The organism is Kitasatospora sp. NPDC057692 (assembly GCF_042799475.1).
In the GTDB taxonomy this organism is placed as follows: Bacteria; Actinomycetota; Actinomycetes; order Streptomycetales; family Streptomycetaceae; genus Kitasatospora.
On sequence record NZ_JBHVIV010000141.1, the window covers coordinates 1 to 15,051 of the forward strand.

Sequence of the window (15,051 nt, forward strand, 5' to 3'; positions counted from 1 at the left end):
GAGCTACCTCGCCGGCCTCCACCTTCGTGGCGCGATGATCTGGATCAAGGACCTCACCAGAGCCGCTTGATCACGACCAAATACGCGCCCTAGTGGCTCTGCTCGGTAGGTCGACCAGGAAATTGATCGACTGCTGGTTGGTCCGTCAGGCTGTCTCCGGGACCTGATCTTGGAGGTGGTCGTGGGGCGTCGTCCTCCGGGAGTGTTCGTCCGGCCGGTGAGTATGGAGGAGGGTCGACGACTTCAGCGGATCGGCCGCACGTCGAAGGACCCGGTGAGGCTGCGGCGGGCGATCGTGGTGCTGATGTCCGCCCAGGGCCAGCCGGTGCGGAACATCACCTCGCTGCTGCGGGTCGGTGAGGACTACGTGCGCGATGTCATCCACGCTTTCAACGAGCGGGGGTTCGACGCACTGGACCCAAAATGGAGCGGGGGGCGCCCGAAGACGATCAGTGACCAGGTGCGCGAGCGCATCTGCCTGGTCGCCCGGACGTCCCCCGCCGACTGGGGCATCGCCGCGTTCTCCACCAGCCCGTCGCCGACCAGCTGTCCTCTGACAGGCGACCTTGGCCTTGCCGGGTGACCTTGACCGGTGCCGGGTTTCTGCCACCCGATCTTGATCAGCGTTCGGTGAAGGGCTGTGTTCTCAGCGGTCGCGGAACGGTGCCCAGGGGTCGGCCAGGGGTGCGTTCGGGTCCTCGCCTTCGGTGGGCAGGCCGACGTAGGCGCGTAGGGCGGGGCGGGTGCCGGGGAGGCCGTACCGGGTGAACCGCTCGTGGAGGTCGGAGCCGAACGGCCAGGACTGGAAGTCCTCGGCGGTCAGCAGTTCGGCCAGGACGGTCAGCAGTTCTCGGCGCCCTTGGGAGAGTTCGGCGAACACCGGCACGGTGTCCGAGGGTTCGAACAGGGCTTTCAGCAGGTTGTCGGCGCGGGCCGCCAGCGGGCGGGGCGAGACTCCGGTCTCCACGATGCGCGGCAGGGTGCGGACGATCTCCAGAAGGACCCCGTCCGGGTCCTCGGCGGCGTCCATCAGACACAGCAGGCTGCGGACGGTGTAGCTGTGCAGGTCGCCCGCGTGGTGCGCGGTGGCGGCCTCGGGGATCGGTCCGGCGTCGAAGGCGGCGAGCTCGGCGGCGATGCGTTCCGCCGGCGGCAGGTCGGGCGCGGCGGTCGGGTGCGCGGCCATCAGGCGGGTCAGGGCGGTTGCGGCGGCCCAGCGCGGCAGGGGGTGCCTGTGGTCGAGGTGGCGTCGGAGCCGGCCGTCCGGGTCGTGGTCGGTGAGCAGCCCGACCGCGACGAGGACCGTGGCGACGCAGGCCGGGTTCCGCTCGCTGTCGAGGCGGGCCAGCAGCGGGGGCAGGGTGGTGTCGGCCTCTTCGGGGAACCAGCCGAGGAGGTAGGCGGTCCTGGTGCGGATCTCCGGGTCCGGGTCGTCGAGCGGTTCGAGCAGAGCGGGGAGCTGGGCGCGGACCGCGTCGTAGGAGCGCAGTGCGCCCTCGCGGGCGTCGACGGGGTGCCCCGCCGCGCAGTACTTCCGTCCCTCTCCCAGGTTTTTCAGCCGCTCCTCGTCGGTCTCGGCGGCGATCTGCTCGTCGTACCAGCGCAGATTCTCTTCGGGGCTGATGGCCGCGGTGCGCCATGCGGCGGTGTCGATGCCGAGCGGGAGGTCGTACTCGTCGTGCCAGTCGACGGCCAGGCGGGTCAGCAGCAGGGCGTTGATTCGGGCGTCGGCCGGGCCTGCAACGGCGATCCGGGTGAGGAACGGAACAGCGTACGGAGAGGCCGAGTACCGGGTGCCCTGGTGGAAGATGTTGCCGAACAGGCTGCTGAAGGAACTCTCCCGGGCCTTCTCGTCCGGCCCGCACGCTGCACGGAGTTGGCCGGGCACGTCCTCGGCGCTGCCGTAGGCGTGCCGCAAGGCCGACCAGTCGATGTCGTCCAGCCCTGCCAGGAGATCGTCGGATCGCTTCATGATCCGTACGCTTGCATGCACCGCTGACACTGGTTCTGCCAACGAGTCGTCTCCTCGAGTCCAGCGGTCAAAGTCGCCTGTCAATCGGTCAAGATCATCTGTCAGAGGACACTCGCAGACCACCCGCGGGAGCCGTCACGTCTGTCCTGTCGCAGGCGATCTGGTCCCTGTCTCGGATGATCTGGTCCAATTCGCTCGGCGTCCCAGTTGAACCGGTCCGTGGACAGGTGCCCCGTCTCGATGAACGTGGCGCAGTCCTGCCCGTCACTGGCGCTGCCGTTCTGTGCTGCGCCTCCCGCCGGCTCCGCCGCAGGATCCGGTGCAACCCGGTCCGCGTGCCGTGCGTGGAGTTGGTGGATGCAGGGGCGTCCGATCGAGTGAACGGAGCGGCACACGGGATGACCGACGAGGAGTACAGCGCGTTCTATCTGTCCTCGTTCTCCACGCTGGTAGGGCAGTTGCACGCCATGACGGGGGATTTCAGCGAGGCACAGGACGCGGTCCAGGAGGCCTTCGTACGGGGCCTGGGGCAGGTGTGCCCGGTTCTCGTCCGACGACGGCCCGCCCGAGGCGTGGATCCGTACGGTCGCCTGGCGGTTGGCGGTCAGTCGGTGGCGGCGGGCCCGTCGCGGCCGGGTGCTGGAGCGAGAGCGCGTTCAGGCGCTGCCGCAGGCGGCGTCCGGGCCGGGCCCGGAGCACACTGCCCTGGTGGTGGCGCTGCGCAGGCTTCCGGCGGTGCAGCGGCAGGCGATCGTGCTCTTCCACCTGTGTGATCTGAGTCTCCAGCAGGTAGCCGAGGAGACCGGGGCGGCGATCGGCACGATCAAGGCCCGCCTCTCCCGGGGGCGCGCCGCGCTCGCGGAGCACCTGCGCGACGAACCGAAGGCGGGAAGCGCCCCGCGAAGCGCGGAAAGGATGGACCACTGTGCCTGAGCTGGAGAACCACTCGCGTTCCGAGCATGATGACAGGCTCTCCTCGGCACTGCGCGGGCTGTACGCGGAGGCGCCTGTGGCGCTGCCGCTGCCGTACGACACGGTGCGCCGCCGGGGTGCGGGCCGGCGGCGCAGGCGGCGGGCAGCGGTGCTGGCGGTGGCCGCAGCGGTGTGCGGGGTGGGGCTGCTGGGCTCGGGTGCCGTTTCGCTGGGGCGTCAGCAGGAGGCCGCCGCACCGGCGACCCCCTGGCCCACGCCTTCGGCGAGTGCGAGCGCCGCGCCGTCGACGGGGGAGGTGGCCGCCTATGTGGACCTCACCGCGCACACGGTCCGGATCCAGTCCGGCACCACAACACTCAAGACCCTGCCGGCGACCGCGGGCCGTGCCGACTTCCCCACTCCGACGGGCACCATGAAGGTCGCGGACAAGCAGGCCTCGCTGCACGTGAGCAGCAGCAGCAGCGGTTGGCTGACGCCGCGGCCGTCCGGTGGGGACGAGTACGACGTGACGCTGCCCTGGTGCGTGCGTCTGGTCGCCGAGGACGGCCGCTCGACGTTCGTCTGCGGCATGGACTGGTACGGAGCCGGCACCTTCGGCCACGAGAACCGCACCTACGGGGCGGTCGGGCTGAGCACCGAGGACGCCCGCTGGTTCTTCGACCATGTGCAGGTCGGCGACCCCGTCAGCGTGGTGGACCCGGATCGGCCCGCGCCCCGGTGACACCGACCATAACTAGGGTCTGTTGCGAAAGTGGATCAAGGTCGTAGATGATCACGGTCTGTGGGACGTGGTGATCTGACGAACGGCCAGGGGGAGCGGCTGGAGCCGTTGCTGCCGGCGGGCAAGAAGCCGGGCCGCCCGCGGACGTGGACTCGTCGACAGTTGATCGACGGCATACGGTGGCGGACTCGGACCGGGGTGCCCTGGCGCGACCTGCCTGAGCGGTACGGGCCGTGGGACCGGGCCTACGACCTGTTCCGGCGGTGGCAGCGTGACGGCACCTGGAAGCGCATCTTCGAGCAGTTGCAGGCCGAGGCCGACGCAAAAGGCCTGATCACGTGGGACGTGAGCGTGGACTCCACAATCGCGCGCGCCCACCAGCACGCCGCTGGAGCGCGTAAAAGGGGGATCTGCAGAAGGAGCCTCCCGGCGGCGTCGACACTGAGCCCGACGACCACGGACTCGGGCGCTCGCGCGGCGGGCTGACCACCAAGCTACACCTGGCGGTCGAGCAGGGACAGAAGCCGCTGTCCCTGCTCGTCACCGCCGGCCAGCGGCACGACAGTCCCCAGTTCCAGCCGGTCTTGAACGCCATCCGAGTGCCCAGGACCGGCCCCGGCCGCCCCCGCACGAAGCCGGACAGGGTCCGCGCGGACAGGGCGTACGGCTCCCGCGCGAACCGCTCCTACCTGCGCCGACGCGGCGTGAAGTGCACGATCCCGGAGAAGGCGGACCAGATCCGCAACCGCCGGAAGCTCGGCTCCCGAGGCGGCCGTCCACCCCAGTTCGACAAGGACGACTACAAGCAGCGGCACGCGGTCGAGTGTGGGATCAACCGGCTCAAGCGCCACCGCGCGGTCGCCACGAGGTTCGACAAGCTCGCCGTCCGCTATCACGCGACGGTGCTGGTCGCCGCCATAAACGAATGGCTGTGAGGCGCCCTGGGTGCGACCATGCGGCAGTGAACGCAGATCTCCCCGACGGATGGACGATCGAGCGGATCCGTTCCGTCTCCGGCGACGCCGAAGCGGATCTGCTCTCGCTTGAACGACTCGTCGTTGTCGAACAGCCCGGCTCCGCGGACTACGACGTCCTTCAGCCTGACGTGATCCTGTCCTTCCACGACCTGTGCCTCGCCCGAGCTGACGACGAGTGGTTCATGGGGCAGCTCGCCGCCGACGGCTCGCTCATCTGCTGGGCGTCCTACGGCCCCAACCTTGCCGAAGCCATCCGCGGGTTGTGAGCCACGCAGGCGACCTTGATCCACTTTCGCAACAGACCCTAGTTGGCGCTGCTCCCGCCGTGGTCGTGCCATACGGTTGCCCGTACGGCCTGTTCACCCCGGGCGTCGTGTCGCACGGTGACCGAGTGGCTTTCGGCGCGGCCGATTTCGGTCGCCACTGCGAGTGTTTCGGAGGCTTCCTCGGTGCGGCCGGCGTACTCCAGTCGCCTTGCCAGCGCACGGAGAGCGGTCGACAGGGCCGTCACCCCGGCCTGGGCGTCCGACGAGGCGAGTGTGTACCGGATCCTGACGGCTTCGTGGCTTGCCGCCAGGGCCTCGTCCAAACGGCCCAGGTCGCTCAGGAACGTCATGAGGCCGACGAGGCTCGTGCCGAGGCCGGGGAGGAAGGCGGCAGGTATCAACGTAGCGAGCCGCCGGTAGAGGGCGACCGCTTCCTGAGCGGCGTCCAGTGCGGCTGTCGCTTCTCCGGACCGGCCGAGGAGTACCGAGAGATTGTTGAGGCTCATGCCCAGGTCGAGCAGGAAGGCTGCGGGATTCGATTTGGCGAGGCTGCGGTGGATGGAGACCGCTTCGGCCATGGCGTCGAGCGCGGGCGTTCGCTGGTCGGCCTGGTCCAGGCCGAGAGCCAGATTGTGGAGGCTCCTCGCGAGATCCGGCAGGTGGGCGGCGGGGTTGGCCGCCGCCAGGGCGCGACGGATCGAGACGGCTTCCGTGCTGCTGTGCAGTGCCTCCTCGTGACGGCCGACATCAGCGAGCCGGATCGCGAGGCTGTCGAGGCCGTTGGCGAGGTTGGGTAGGTAGGCGTCGGGGTTCGAGTCGGCGAGCCGACGGTAGTGGCCGACCGCTTCGGCCGCCGCTTCCAGCGCCGCGCCGTGTCTGCCGAGCTGGCCCAGCTCGCCCGCCAGGTTGACGAGGCTCCCGGCGAGGTCGGGCAGGAAAGCATCAGGATTGCCCTCGGCGAGGTGCCGGTAGATCTGCACGGCTTCACGGCTCGACGCCAGCGCCTCCTCGTGCCGGCCCATCGTCGCCAGCCGGCTGCCCAGATTGCTGAGGGCGGCGGCGAGGTCGGGCCGGTAGGCATCGGGGTCCGTTTCGCCCAGTCGGCGCCGGACGTTGACGGCCTCCGCCGTGACGGAGAGGGCTTCGTCGAAGCGGCCCACGGCCGAAAGACTGATGCCCAGGTTGTTGAGCCCCCTCCCGAGGCCGGGCAGATGGGGGTCGGGTGTCGTCTCGGCCAGCCTCCGCCAGAGGTCGATCGCCTCGGAGGTGAAGCTCAGGGCCTCCTCGTGCCGCCCCGTTGCGGTGAGGCGCAGGCCGAGGTCGTTGAGGTGTTCGGCGAGTCGGGGCAGCTGGCGGGGGTCGGACTCGGCGAGTGCGCGATACTCGGTGACGAGGCGCCTGGTGAGCCGGACGGCCCAGGAGGCGAGCCGCTCACTCTGCTTGGGGAGGCGCCGGGCCAGCCGCTCCAGTTCGGCCAGGGGGAGATCGGGCGCTGCGGTGATCAGCTCCAGGGCTTCGAGGAGCGGTTCGGGCGCCTCGGACCAGGTGACGGCCTCGACGGCCGCGGGCCCCAGGACATCGGCGTGGTGGACGCAGAGGGTGGTGAGCCCGTCATTGAGCAGGTTCCCGAAGACCCGGTGGGTGGCGGCCCGGGCGTAGACGGTCAGGAGCTGGGCGATCTGCGCGGCGGAGGCGCCGGGCACGATGTGACGGACGAGGGCGGGATCCTCCACGAGCCTTCGGCCGACGAAGCGCTCGGCCAGACGGTCGGGTTGGAGCGGTTCCCACGGGCGGGAACGGGTGGACGGCGACACGGCGGAGATCCAGGAGCGGACCGCGTCCCGGCGGTCGCGACTCTGGTCCGCCAGGGCGGGGACCCGGTTGAGGAGTTCGTCGGCCTCCGTACGGTCCTCGGCTCCGAACAGGAAGGCTACAGCCAGGGCGCTCCGCAGGGTTTCCATGGACAGGGCGTGCCTCAACCGCGACGCGTCGGCGAGACCGTACCAGTAGCGCTGTTCGTGGCTGAGCAGCCGGTCCTCGAGTTCCTCGGGCCGCAGGGCGGGTTCCTCGTCCACGGAGTCGTGGGCGAGCTGTTCGGCGGTGTCCAGGAGATCGGCCAGCGCGGTCATGTGGAGTGCGAGAAGCGTCCGGTCCGCCCCCGGGACGAGGTGGCCGTCGAGACGCGACGGGTCGACGAGACGGTCCGCGATGTGCGGCCAGTCGTGCTGCTCCCAGCCGGGTACCCGGCTCAGCTCGGTCGCGAAGCCGCGTACCGCGCGCACGTACTCCTCCTCGGGCAGGACGTCGGACTCCTCCTGCCACGGTGGGAGCGCGACGACCTCGGCGCGGTCGAGGAGACCGGCGACGGCGGGACCGGTGGTCGCCAGGGCGTGCCACCAGTCGCCCGCGGTCCGGGCGAGGAGGAGGAGTCTGAACGGGAGGCCGGATCGCTCACGGTCGGCGGCGATTCTCAGGAGCGCCCGGAGCTGGTCGGCACGGGCTTCGGCGTAGTCCACGACGATCAGCGTCGGTGCGGCCGCACGCGTCAGCCGGTCGAGGCCCCCCGCAGCGGCCGCGCGCAGCCAGAGCGGCGCCCAGCCCTCGGCGTTGAGAAGATTGATCAGCTCCTGGGCGAGCCTGGTCTTCCCCTGGCCACCGGCGCCGTGGATCAGCCGCACGTCGGCGCCCGGCTCGCGTGCCCAGTCCCGGAGCCGGGCGAGCTCGGCGGCCCGGCCGCGGTACGGGAGGACCTGGTACCGGGCCTGGAGCAGCGCGGCGGGCGTGCTCCAGGTCGACCGGGGGCGTGCCGGGAAGGCATCGGCCAACTCGAGCCATTCGACGGGTTCGAGGAACAGGACAGTCTGCGGCAGGTGCCGGAGCAGCGTGTCGCGGAACGAGGGGTCCGCCAGTAGTTGGGAGCTGGGCACCACCACGAAGTCGGCCCGCTGCCGATGGGACGATGTCACGACGCCCGTGAGCAGGTCGCCGCAGAACACGGCGCATCCGGCGACCGCCTCCCGGAACGAGTTCCCGGGTGCGAAGCCCAGGGTCATGATGGAACGCTCGCTCCTCGGGCCGGCCGGGCGGAGTGTTCCGACGGCAGAACGGAGGCTGTCCGGCCGTCGGTCGAACGGTGTGTCCGCCCAGGCCACCCGGCATTCCGTCGTGACCGAATCGGTGACGAGTCGCCCCCAGCGGACGGTGGCCGCGGCCGGAGCGAGGGCCGGAGCGCGGTCGTCCAGGCGGATCAACGCGATGCCCTCCAGGGTTTTGCCGGTCCCGGTCCACACAACGTAGCCGCCCAGCCATTGGTCCTCCGCCGTTCGGTACACCTCCACCACGGTGTCGGAGTAGGGCCGGTCGGGCAGTGCGGTCAGCACCAGGCCGGGCGCGATCTCGTGACCCGACACCTGGTACGCCGCCCCGGACGAACCGGCCACCGGCACCGTGACGCCGACCACCCGTCCCCGCGGCCAACCGTCCGGCCGACCGCTCCGCGTATGGGCCTCCGGTTCCGGTGCCACCGGAGCGACCGTCCGCCTCGCCCGGGGGCGCAACGGCACGGTCGGCGGCTCCTCCGCCGGCCCACCCACGTCCGGAGCCAGGCCGATCGGCAGCTCGACGGTGCGGAACGGGATGCCGCCAGCCGTCACCAGCGTGAGCTGGAGGCCCGGCCCCCCGGCTCCGGTAGCAAAGACGCCGTCCGTGAGCCGCAGGTCCTCGGCCACATGGGCCACGAAGCGCGCCGGACCGTACGTCCCGCCGTACCGGTGGAGCACGACAGCCGCCGAACCCAGGGCCTCGATCTCGATCCCGGGACAGCCCGAGAGCACGCAGCCGATCGCGAACTCCTCCTGGTCGTAAGGCCAGTCGGGGAGCGGGCCCTCGCCCGCGATCTCGACGTCGACCGTGACGAGGTAGCTGCGCCCGGGCTCCACCACGTCCGGCCGGCTCACCAGTGGACGCAACGGCACCGACGGCGGTGTCATGATTCCGTCCCCTCGCCGCACCCTGCCGGCCCGGATTCTGCTGGCCCGACCCCTGTCGAGCCGGTCCTTCTCGCACCGGCCCCCGCCGTGGCGGTCGCGGCCAGGGCTTCCCCGTTCGCGGCGGCGCCGGGGTGGGTGAGGTGCAGGGTGGTCTCCGGATGCCCGTAGTACACGTACAGGAAACTGGTCAGGAAGAGTTTGAAGTCCTTCTCGATGCTCTGCTCGTCCTTGCCGGAGGAATCCCGGGTGCGCTTCGCGTAGTGCTGCCGGTGCTCCCGGAGCACGGCGGCGAGGTTGACGGGCCGGTCCGCGGCGTCCTCCAGCAGGCGGGCCGCGAAGTCGTGGGAGTGGTCGATGTCGATGTCGCCGATGACCGCCACGACAGCGCTCGCGCCCTTGCGGAGGAAGAGTTCGACGAAGCTGCGCACCGGCCGCCCCGGCAGTTGCTCGTCCTGCATGGCCTGCCCGGAGGCACACGAGTTGAGCAGAACCGGTGGCCCGGACTCCTGGAGCGTGCGCATCGGGTAACCGGTGAACCGGTTCAGCGACCGGCCGCCGATGGTGAACGCGTTTGCCGACTCCGAGTAGGAACCGTGGGCGCGGATCATGATCAGGCCGAGCGGATCGTCCGGCCGGTCGAGCCGTGCCATGAGGTCGTCGACTGTCCGGTACGGGGGATCGGCGAGGTACTCCGGGAAGCCGCCGAGCGGCACGTCCAGGTCCCCGTCCAGCAGCATCACCAGCCCGCCCTTGCTGGCGTGCTTCGGCGCCGAGTAGTCCCACACCCGAGGCCCGTCGTGCACGCTGGTCCAGCGGACGACCGGGACCAGCTCACCGAGCCAGGCCCCGTCGCCGCCCGAGGCCGCCGACGGCTCGTGGTAGAAGAGCTCCCAGGGGATGTTGTACGGGGTGTTGTCCCAGACGACCAGCTGCGGCTGGGGCGTCGAGGCGATCAGGTCCCGGATCCAGCGGACCAGGGCGTTCTGGTAGAGCCACCAGTTTCGCACCTGGTGGTAGGCGGTGGACCAGGGGCCGTCGCATCCGGTGCGCACCGGGGCGTCTGCGGCGTTCGTGGCGTCCTTCATCAGCCGGGCGAGCGACAGTCCGAGCTGCGGCAGCTCGGGCGGGCTGGGCGCGGTCTGCACGGTCCGCGCGTGGTGCCAGGTCATCGAGATCCTGGGCTGCTCGGAGGAGCCGCTGCCGGTGACGCAGAGCATCGCCGTCCCGGGCGGCAGGGCCTCGCCCAGGCCCGCCCAGCCGGGCTCGAACTCGTCGCGCGGTCCGGGTCGTTCGACGTCTTCGGGGGCCGGCGCGGCCGGCGGGCGTACGGCGGGGCGCGGGGCGGGAAGGCCGGCGTCGGCGGCGAGCAGGCCGCGCACGGTCGGTGGTTGCGGGGTCGTCATCGTGGCGGACCTGCCTCGGGGCGGTGGCCCGCGCCACCAGGGAGGGCCGGCGCGGTGGGTGGTCCCGCCGGGTCGGCCGCTACCAGCAGCGGTTCGGCGTCCAGGGCCTCGGCGAGGTCGAAGACGAGGTCCGGGTGGAGACCGGTCTCCGGGGCTACGAGTACGGTGCGGGTGCGGGGGAGGGCGCGTACGGCGGCGGCCGCGGTGAGCGCGTCGCCGACGCCCTCCCGTCCGACCCGGGCCGTTACCCGGCCGAGCAGGCTGGCGTCGAGTGGCACATTGCCGCGGCCGTCGGTCACCACGACCAGGACCGCTTCGTGGTGGTTGCCCCGGGACTTCCGGTGGAACCGGCGCAGCTCCTGGGCCGTCAGGTCCAGGGCGTGCGCGAGCGGGCTGGCCGCGCCCGGGACGCGTCCGACGGACGCCAGGATCCGCGGGTCGAGGAGTGAGGCCGCCCGGTACCGTTCGGCGGTGGTCTCGTTCGGGGCACCGTGGTGGCCGAACTCGACGACGGTGACGGCGGCGCTCTCCCGGTAGGCCCAGCGGAGGAACGGCGCCAGTGGCGGGCCGAGGTCCCAGCCCGCGCGGCACGAGTGGTCCAGCAGTAGGAACAGCGCCCGGCCGCTGTCCCGGGTGCGCTGGTACTGCCGCAGGTCCGCGGCGCTCACAGCCAGGCCCGGTGGCGCCTCGGGCGGAGCACCGTGCGGTGCACCGGGCCGGTCCGCCGCGTCCGGGCGGGACGGCGCCCCGGGCCGGCGGACCGCCTGGAACTTCGCGGCCTCCAGCAGGGTGGGAACGAGGGCGAGGTCGTGGAGGTCGCGGGCCGGGCGGACGCCGGTGCGCCGCCCGCCCGTCGGCCGTTCGGCGGCGGAGCGGTGCCGGTCAGAGCGCAGGGAGGCGAACGGGGGCAGCGCCGCCGGGTCGTCCTCCGGGTAGGGCGGACCGGGGTTCTCCCCGGCCACTGAGGCCTGTTCGGGGTCCAGCGCGCGGACGGCCGGTGGGACGACCGCGGATCGCGCACCGGCCGGGTCGGCGGTCGGCGGACTCGCGAGGGTGCCCGCTGTGGTCGGTTCGGGCGCGGTCGGGGGCGGCGGAGCCACGGGCGGTGCGGCCGGGAGCGGGGCGGCCGGGCGGGGTGGCGCGGGGGCCTGCGGCGTGGTCAGGCCGAGCAGCCGGGCGGCCTCGCGCACATGCTCCGCGCCGATCTGCTCGGCGCCGCTGGCCAGCACCCGGGCCGTGCGGGCGAGCGCGAGGTCCCGGCGCCGGCCGGGACTGCCGGGCATCAGGGCGACGACCAGGGCGGCTGCTTCGGGGCCGAGCCGGGGGAGGCGTGTGGGGTGCGGCCGACAGCGGCGCTCAGGCATCAGCGCGCGGAGCAGCGCCAGGTCGTCGGCAGGCTCGGGCGTCTCGGGTCCCTGGGGTGCCCCGGGCGACGCGGGCGCTTCGGGCGGCCGGGCGGTGGCACTCGCCGCCGCGTCCGGGACCGGCCGACGCGGCCCTTCGGTGCGCAGCGCGTGCAGGATTCGCGCGAGGTCGCCCGCGTCGGCCCGCAGTGGGAAGCGGTCGAGCAGGTGCGGGGAGAGCCGGGCGGCCGCCGCGCGGGGCAGGGCGGCCAGCCAGCGGGTCCGGGGCTCCCAGCGCAGGCTGTGCCCGAGCCGTTCCACGGACGCGGCGTCGGAGTCGAGCAGCGCCAGCGCCGCCTGGACGACGGGGAGCGGGGCGTGTTCGAGATCGGGCACCAGTGCGACCGGCGGCGGGCCGTCGTCGTCCTGCTCGACGAGGGTGCCGGGCCGCAGGGCGAAGCCGTGGTGGGCGGGCGCGGTCGGCAGCCAGATGCTCTCGGCGGTGCTCCAGGCCCCGAGGACGACGATCGGGCCGAGCGACCGGGCCGCGCCCTCCCCGCTCGGTCCGTCCGGGCCGGCGGCGCCCCCGTGCAGCGCCCTCTCCGCTCCCTCGGCCAGGCGTTCGGCGAGCAGCCGGCCGAGCAGGGGCAGCAGTGCCGGATCCAGGTCGAACAGCAGCAGGCCGCCGAGCCGCCGCTCCGCCGTCACGCAGTCGAGCAGGGTCAGTACCCGGGCGAGCGCGGTGGGTACGGAGGTCACGCCTGCCGTCCGGCCGGGACCGCCAGCACCTCGGCTACCTGCCGGTCCTGCTCCGCCCCCCAGGCTGGCAGCGAGCCCGACTGCCCGGTGGAGCGACGGTGGACCAGTGCTGGTCGGGCCACCCGCCGCAGGTGGTCGGCCGTGACCTCCGGAGCGTTCTCGATCGCGGCCAGGGCCCGCGCGGCCCGGCAGAGGACCAGGTCGCCGCGGTGGCCGACGACGCGGAACTCGGCCGCCAGCCTGCCGCAGTCACGCAGGGTGTTCGCTCCGTAGGCGACCGAGCCGAGCCGCTCCCTGGCCGCGTCGAGTTCGGCCCTGCGGGCCGCGTCACTCGCCAGCGCGTCGTTCAGGAAGGCGGACTCCGGGTCGTCGCGCTCGGCCTCGAAGCGCAGCACCGTCTCGATGATCTCCTGCCGTTGCTCGGGTTCCTCCTCCGCCGCGACGTCGGCGACCAGGCCGAACCGGTCGAGGAGTTGGGGCCGGAGCCCGCCCTCGTCGGGGTTCATGGTGCCGACGAGGGTGAAGTCCACCTCCTGGCGCTGTTCGGCCAGGCCCTCGCGCTGGACGCTGAGGAGTCCGGTCGAGGTCACGTCCAGGATGATGTTGACGAGGTAGTCGTCGAGCAGGTTGATCTCGTCGATGTAGAGGATCCGTGACGCGGAGCGGGAGGCCTCGACGAGCAGCCCGTCCTCCGGTTCCGCCGCCCCCTGCATCAGCTTCTTGATCTGCCAGCCGCCCAGCACCCGGTCGTCGGTCGCCCCGATCGGCAGGGTGACGGGCAGTTCGCCCGCGACCATGAGGCTGAACGCGCGGATGGTGGTCGTCTTGGCGGTCCCGCGCTGGCCGGTGGCGAGCACCCCGCCGACCGCCGGGTCGACGTGGGCGATCTCCAGGGCCGTGCGGAGGTCCTGCTGACCGACGAGCAGGGAGTACGGCAGGATCCGCCGCCGCCCGGTGGCCGGGGCCGTCATGGGGTTCCTCCAGTGCCGCCTCCGTCGACGGCGTAGGTCCGGGCGGGGTCCACCGGGATGCCCTGGCGCCAGAAGTCGCTCAGCTCGGTGAAGAGGGCGTGTTCGTCGCCCTGGCGGGCGGGCACCGCGAACCGCAGCCCCTTGAGCAGCTCGGTCCGCTGCAGGTCGAAGGCCACGTGGACGCTCTCCCCGTAGCCGAGCGCCGCCTGGACCGCGCCGCGGTAGGCTGCCGCCGCCACGAGCAGCGGGACCAGCGCCAGCAGCAGCCACCACCCGGTGCGCAGCAGCAGCACGCCCGCTGCGACGGCGGTGGCCGTCATGACGGCCGCGATCCGTACGGCGCCGTCCAGGGCGTCGCGCCGGTCGTCGACGAGGGCGCGCACCTCCGCGCCGAGCAGCGGGTGGAGCCGGGGCCAGGCCGCCGCGGCGTCCAGGCCGTAGGGGCGCCCGGCGCTGTCCTCCAGGGCGGCGAGCGCGTTGCCCAGGGCGGTCGGACGCAGCAGGTGGTCGGGGAGCGGGAAGCGCCGCCGCAGCTCCTGCCCGGCCGCCCCGGCCCGCTGGACCGTCTCCGGGCCGAGCGTGGCGCCCGTGCCCTGGGGCAACAGGGAGGCCGTCTCCAGGGCGCGCTTGCGTCGCTCCTGGCGGCGCAGGGCCCGGCCGCCGCCCAGCAGCCGCGGCCAGTCCCCCTCGAAGAGCCGGACGAGGGGGAGCTGGAGGGGGTTGAGTAGGACGCCCAGCAGCGTGACGGCGAGCACCAGCGCCACCAGTTCGCCGGCACCCAGTCCGGCGGCCGTCGCCCAGGCGGCCTTGAAGCTCAGCCCCGACCCCTCGGGCGCCGCCCAGCCGCGGGCGCCCGCCCACACGAGCGTCAGGAGAAACACCAGCGCCGCGTAGGTCGGCAGGTAGCCGAGCAGGAAGAAGCGCCGGCCGGCGCCGAGTTCGGCCGGCGGTTTGAGGGTGCCGGGAAGGTTCATCGCCGCAGCTCCATCGTGCCGTGACCGGTGACGTCGCACGCCGGGAGGGTGCGCGGATCGTAGTACGAGAGGACGCTCGCGCGGTCGCAGGCGGGGACGGCGCAGACGAACCGGATCGCCTTGAACTGCTGGGAGAGCCCCGGCAGCGTGGCCCGGTCGGCCGCGCCGAACTCGGGTTGCTCGCTGGCGGTTCCGGCCGTCAGGCCCAGCCGGTGGGGAGTCGCGATCCCGATGTCCCGCCCGTCCAGGCGGATCATCACCGCGCGCACCCCCGGCCGGGCACGGAACAGCGTTTCGAGGCGGGACCGCACCTCGTCGGACCGCTCCTCGGCGGTGACGTCGAGTTCCGCGTCGACCTCCGCCGGGCGGGCGCCGGTGTCGATCAGCCGACCCAGCCGGTTCTGCGCCCGCCTGACATCCTCGTTCGTCATGACCCCCCTCAGGCACGAGCGACGGGATCATCCTACGGTCAACTCCCCTTCCAACAGACCGTCCTGAATCTCAATCACCAATCATTCCGGTACCGCCCCGGCATCGGGCGGGTGTGACTGGAGGCGCTGGTTGGCGGAGCATGCTGATGCTGCTGCAGGTTGTGGCTTTTCGGACAGGTGCTGGTGTGACTCATCAGGCTAACTGTCTTGTCAGCACTGGTGCCGACGATCGAGTTGTTGGAGCAGACGGCGGAGGCGTGGTCGCTGCGGGGCGGGCGTCGCGGGCTGGCGGTGGCGGCGTGTTCGCGTGAG

General features: G+C 72.5%; 11 protein-coding genes and 1 pseudogene. 5 read left to right on the plus strand and 7 right to left on the minus strand.

Annotation, left to right across the window (positions count from 1 at the left end; genetic code table 11):
- Positions 1 to 223: 223 nt before the first annotated feature.
- Entirely contained in the window at positions 224 to 583 is a 360-nt protein-coding gene (locus tag ACFVFS_RS38865; protein WP_380629751.1) for a transposase, read from the plus strand.
- 63 nt (positions 584 to 646) lie between these two features.
- Here ACFVFS_RS38865 and ACFVFS_RS38870 read toward each other — a convergent pair whose 3' ends face one another.
- A complete protein-coding gene (locus tag ACFVFS_RS38870) occupies positions 647 to 1,972 on the minus strand; it encodes a HEAT repeat domain-containing protein (protein WP_380629741.1) in 1,326 nt (441 codons plus the stop codon).
- 398 nt (positions 1,973 to 2,370) lie between these two features.
- On the opposite strand from ACFVFS_RS38870, the pseudogene ACFVFS_RS38875 reads away from it, so the two are divergent.
- The 4 genes and pseudogenes from ACFVFS_RS38875 (at position 2,371) to ACFVFS_RS38890 (ending at position 4,869) form a co-directional block, all read left to right on the plus strand.
- Positions 2,371 to 2,905, plus strand: a pseudogene (locus ACFVFS_RS38875) (SigE family RNA polymerase sigma factor).
- Positions 2,898 to 3,626 (plus strand): L,D-transpeptidase, encoded by a 729-nt coding sequence (locus ACFVFS_RS38880; RefSeq protein WP_380629742.1) that lies wholly within the window; start codon positions 2,898 to 2,900, stop codon positions 3,624 to 3,626. Before ACFVFS_RS38875 ends, ACFVFS_RS38880 begins: the two are co-directional and overlap by 8 nt.
- Positions 3,627 to 3,686: 60 nt before the next feature.
- Positions 3,687 to 4,561, plus strand: a protein-coding gene (locus ACFVFS_RS38885) for an IS5 family transposase (protein WP_380629743.1) whose coding sequence is annotated in 2 segments (ribosomal slippage) — positions 3,687 to 4,076 and positions 4,079 to 4,561 — 873 coding nt in all. Because the reading frame shifts where the segments join, the coding sequence is not laid out codon by codon here.
- A 26-nt stretch (positions 4,562 to 4,587) separates the two neighbouring features.
- Positions 4,588 to 4,869, plus strand: coding sequence for a hypothetical protein (locus ACFVFS_RS38890; RefSeq protein WP_380629744.1), 282 nt, complete (start codon positions 4,588 to 4,590; stop codon positions 4,867 to 4,869).
- Positions 4,870 to 4,907: 38 nt separating this feature from the next.
- On the opposite strand, the gene ACFVFS_RS38895 is transcribed toward ACFVFS_RS38890, so the two are convergent.
- Genes ACFVFS_RS38895 through ACFVFS_RS38920 form a run of 6 tightly spaced genes read right to left on the minus strand, consistent with a single transcriptional unit; the run spans position 4,908 to position 14,739 of the window.
- A complete protein-coding gene (locus ACFVFS_RS38895) occupies positions 4,908 to 8,858 on the minus strand; it encodes a tetratricopeptide repeat protein (protein WP_380629745.1) in 3,951 nt (1,316 codons plus the stop codon).
- Positions 8,855 to 10,261, minus strand: a complete 1,407-nt coding sequence (locus tag ACFVFS_RS38900; protein ID WP_380629746.1) for a hypothetical protein — start codon at positions 10,259 to 10,261, stop codon at positions 8,855 to 8,857. Before ACFVFS_RS38900 ends, ACFVFS_RS38895 begins: the two co-directional genes overlap by 4 nt.
- A complete protein-coding gene (locus ACFVFS_RS38905; protein WP_380629747.1) occupies positions 10,258 to 12,363 on the minus strand; it encodes a hypothetical protein in 2,106 nt (701 codons plus the stop codon). Before ACFVFS_RS38905 ends, ACFVFS_RS38900 begins: the two co-directional genes overlap by 4 nt.
- Positions 12,360 to 13,334: an AAA family ATPase gene (locus tag ACFVFS_RS38910; protein ID WP_380629748.1), complete on the minus strand. Its 975-nt coding sequence runs from the start codon at positions 13,332 to 13,334 to the stop codon at positions 12,360 to 12,362. Before ACFVFS_RS38910 ends, ACFVFS_RS38905 begins: the two co-directional genes overlap by 4 nt.
- Positions 13,331 to 14,308, minus strand: a complete 978-nt coding sequence (locus ACFVFS_RS38915) for a hypothetical protein (RefSeq protein ID WP_380629749.1) — start codon at positions 14,306 to 14,308, stop codon at positions 13,331 to 13,333. The genes ACFVFS_RS38910 and ACFVFS_RS38915 overlap by 4 nt, the downstream gene beginning before the upstream one ends.
- Positions 14,305 to 14,739, minus strand: coding sequence for a hypothetical protein (locus ACFVFS_RS38920; protein ID WP_380629750.1), 435 nt, complete (start codon positions 14,737 to 14,739; stop codon positions 14,305 to 14,307). Before ACFVFS_RS38920 ends, ACFVFS_RS38915 begins: the two co-directional genes overlap by 4 nt.
- Positions 14,740 to 15,051 lie beyond the last annotated feature (312 nt).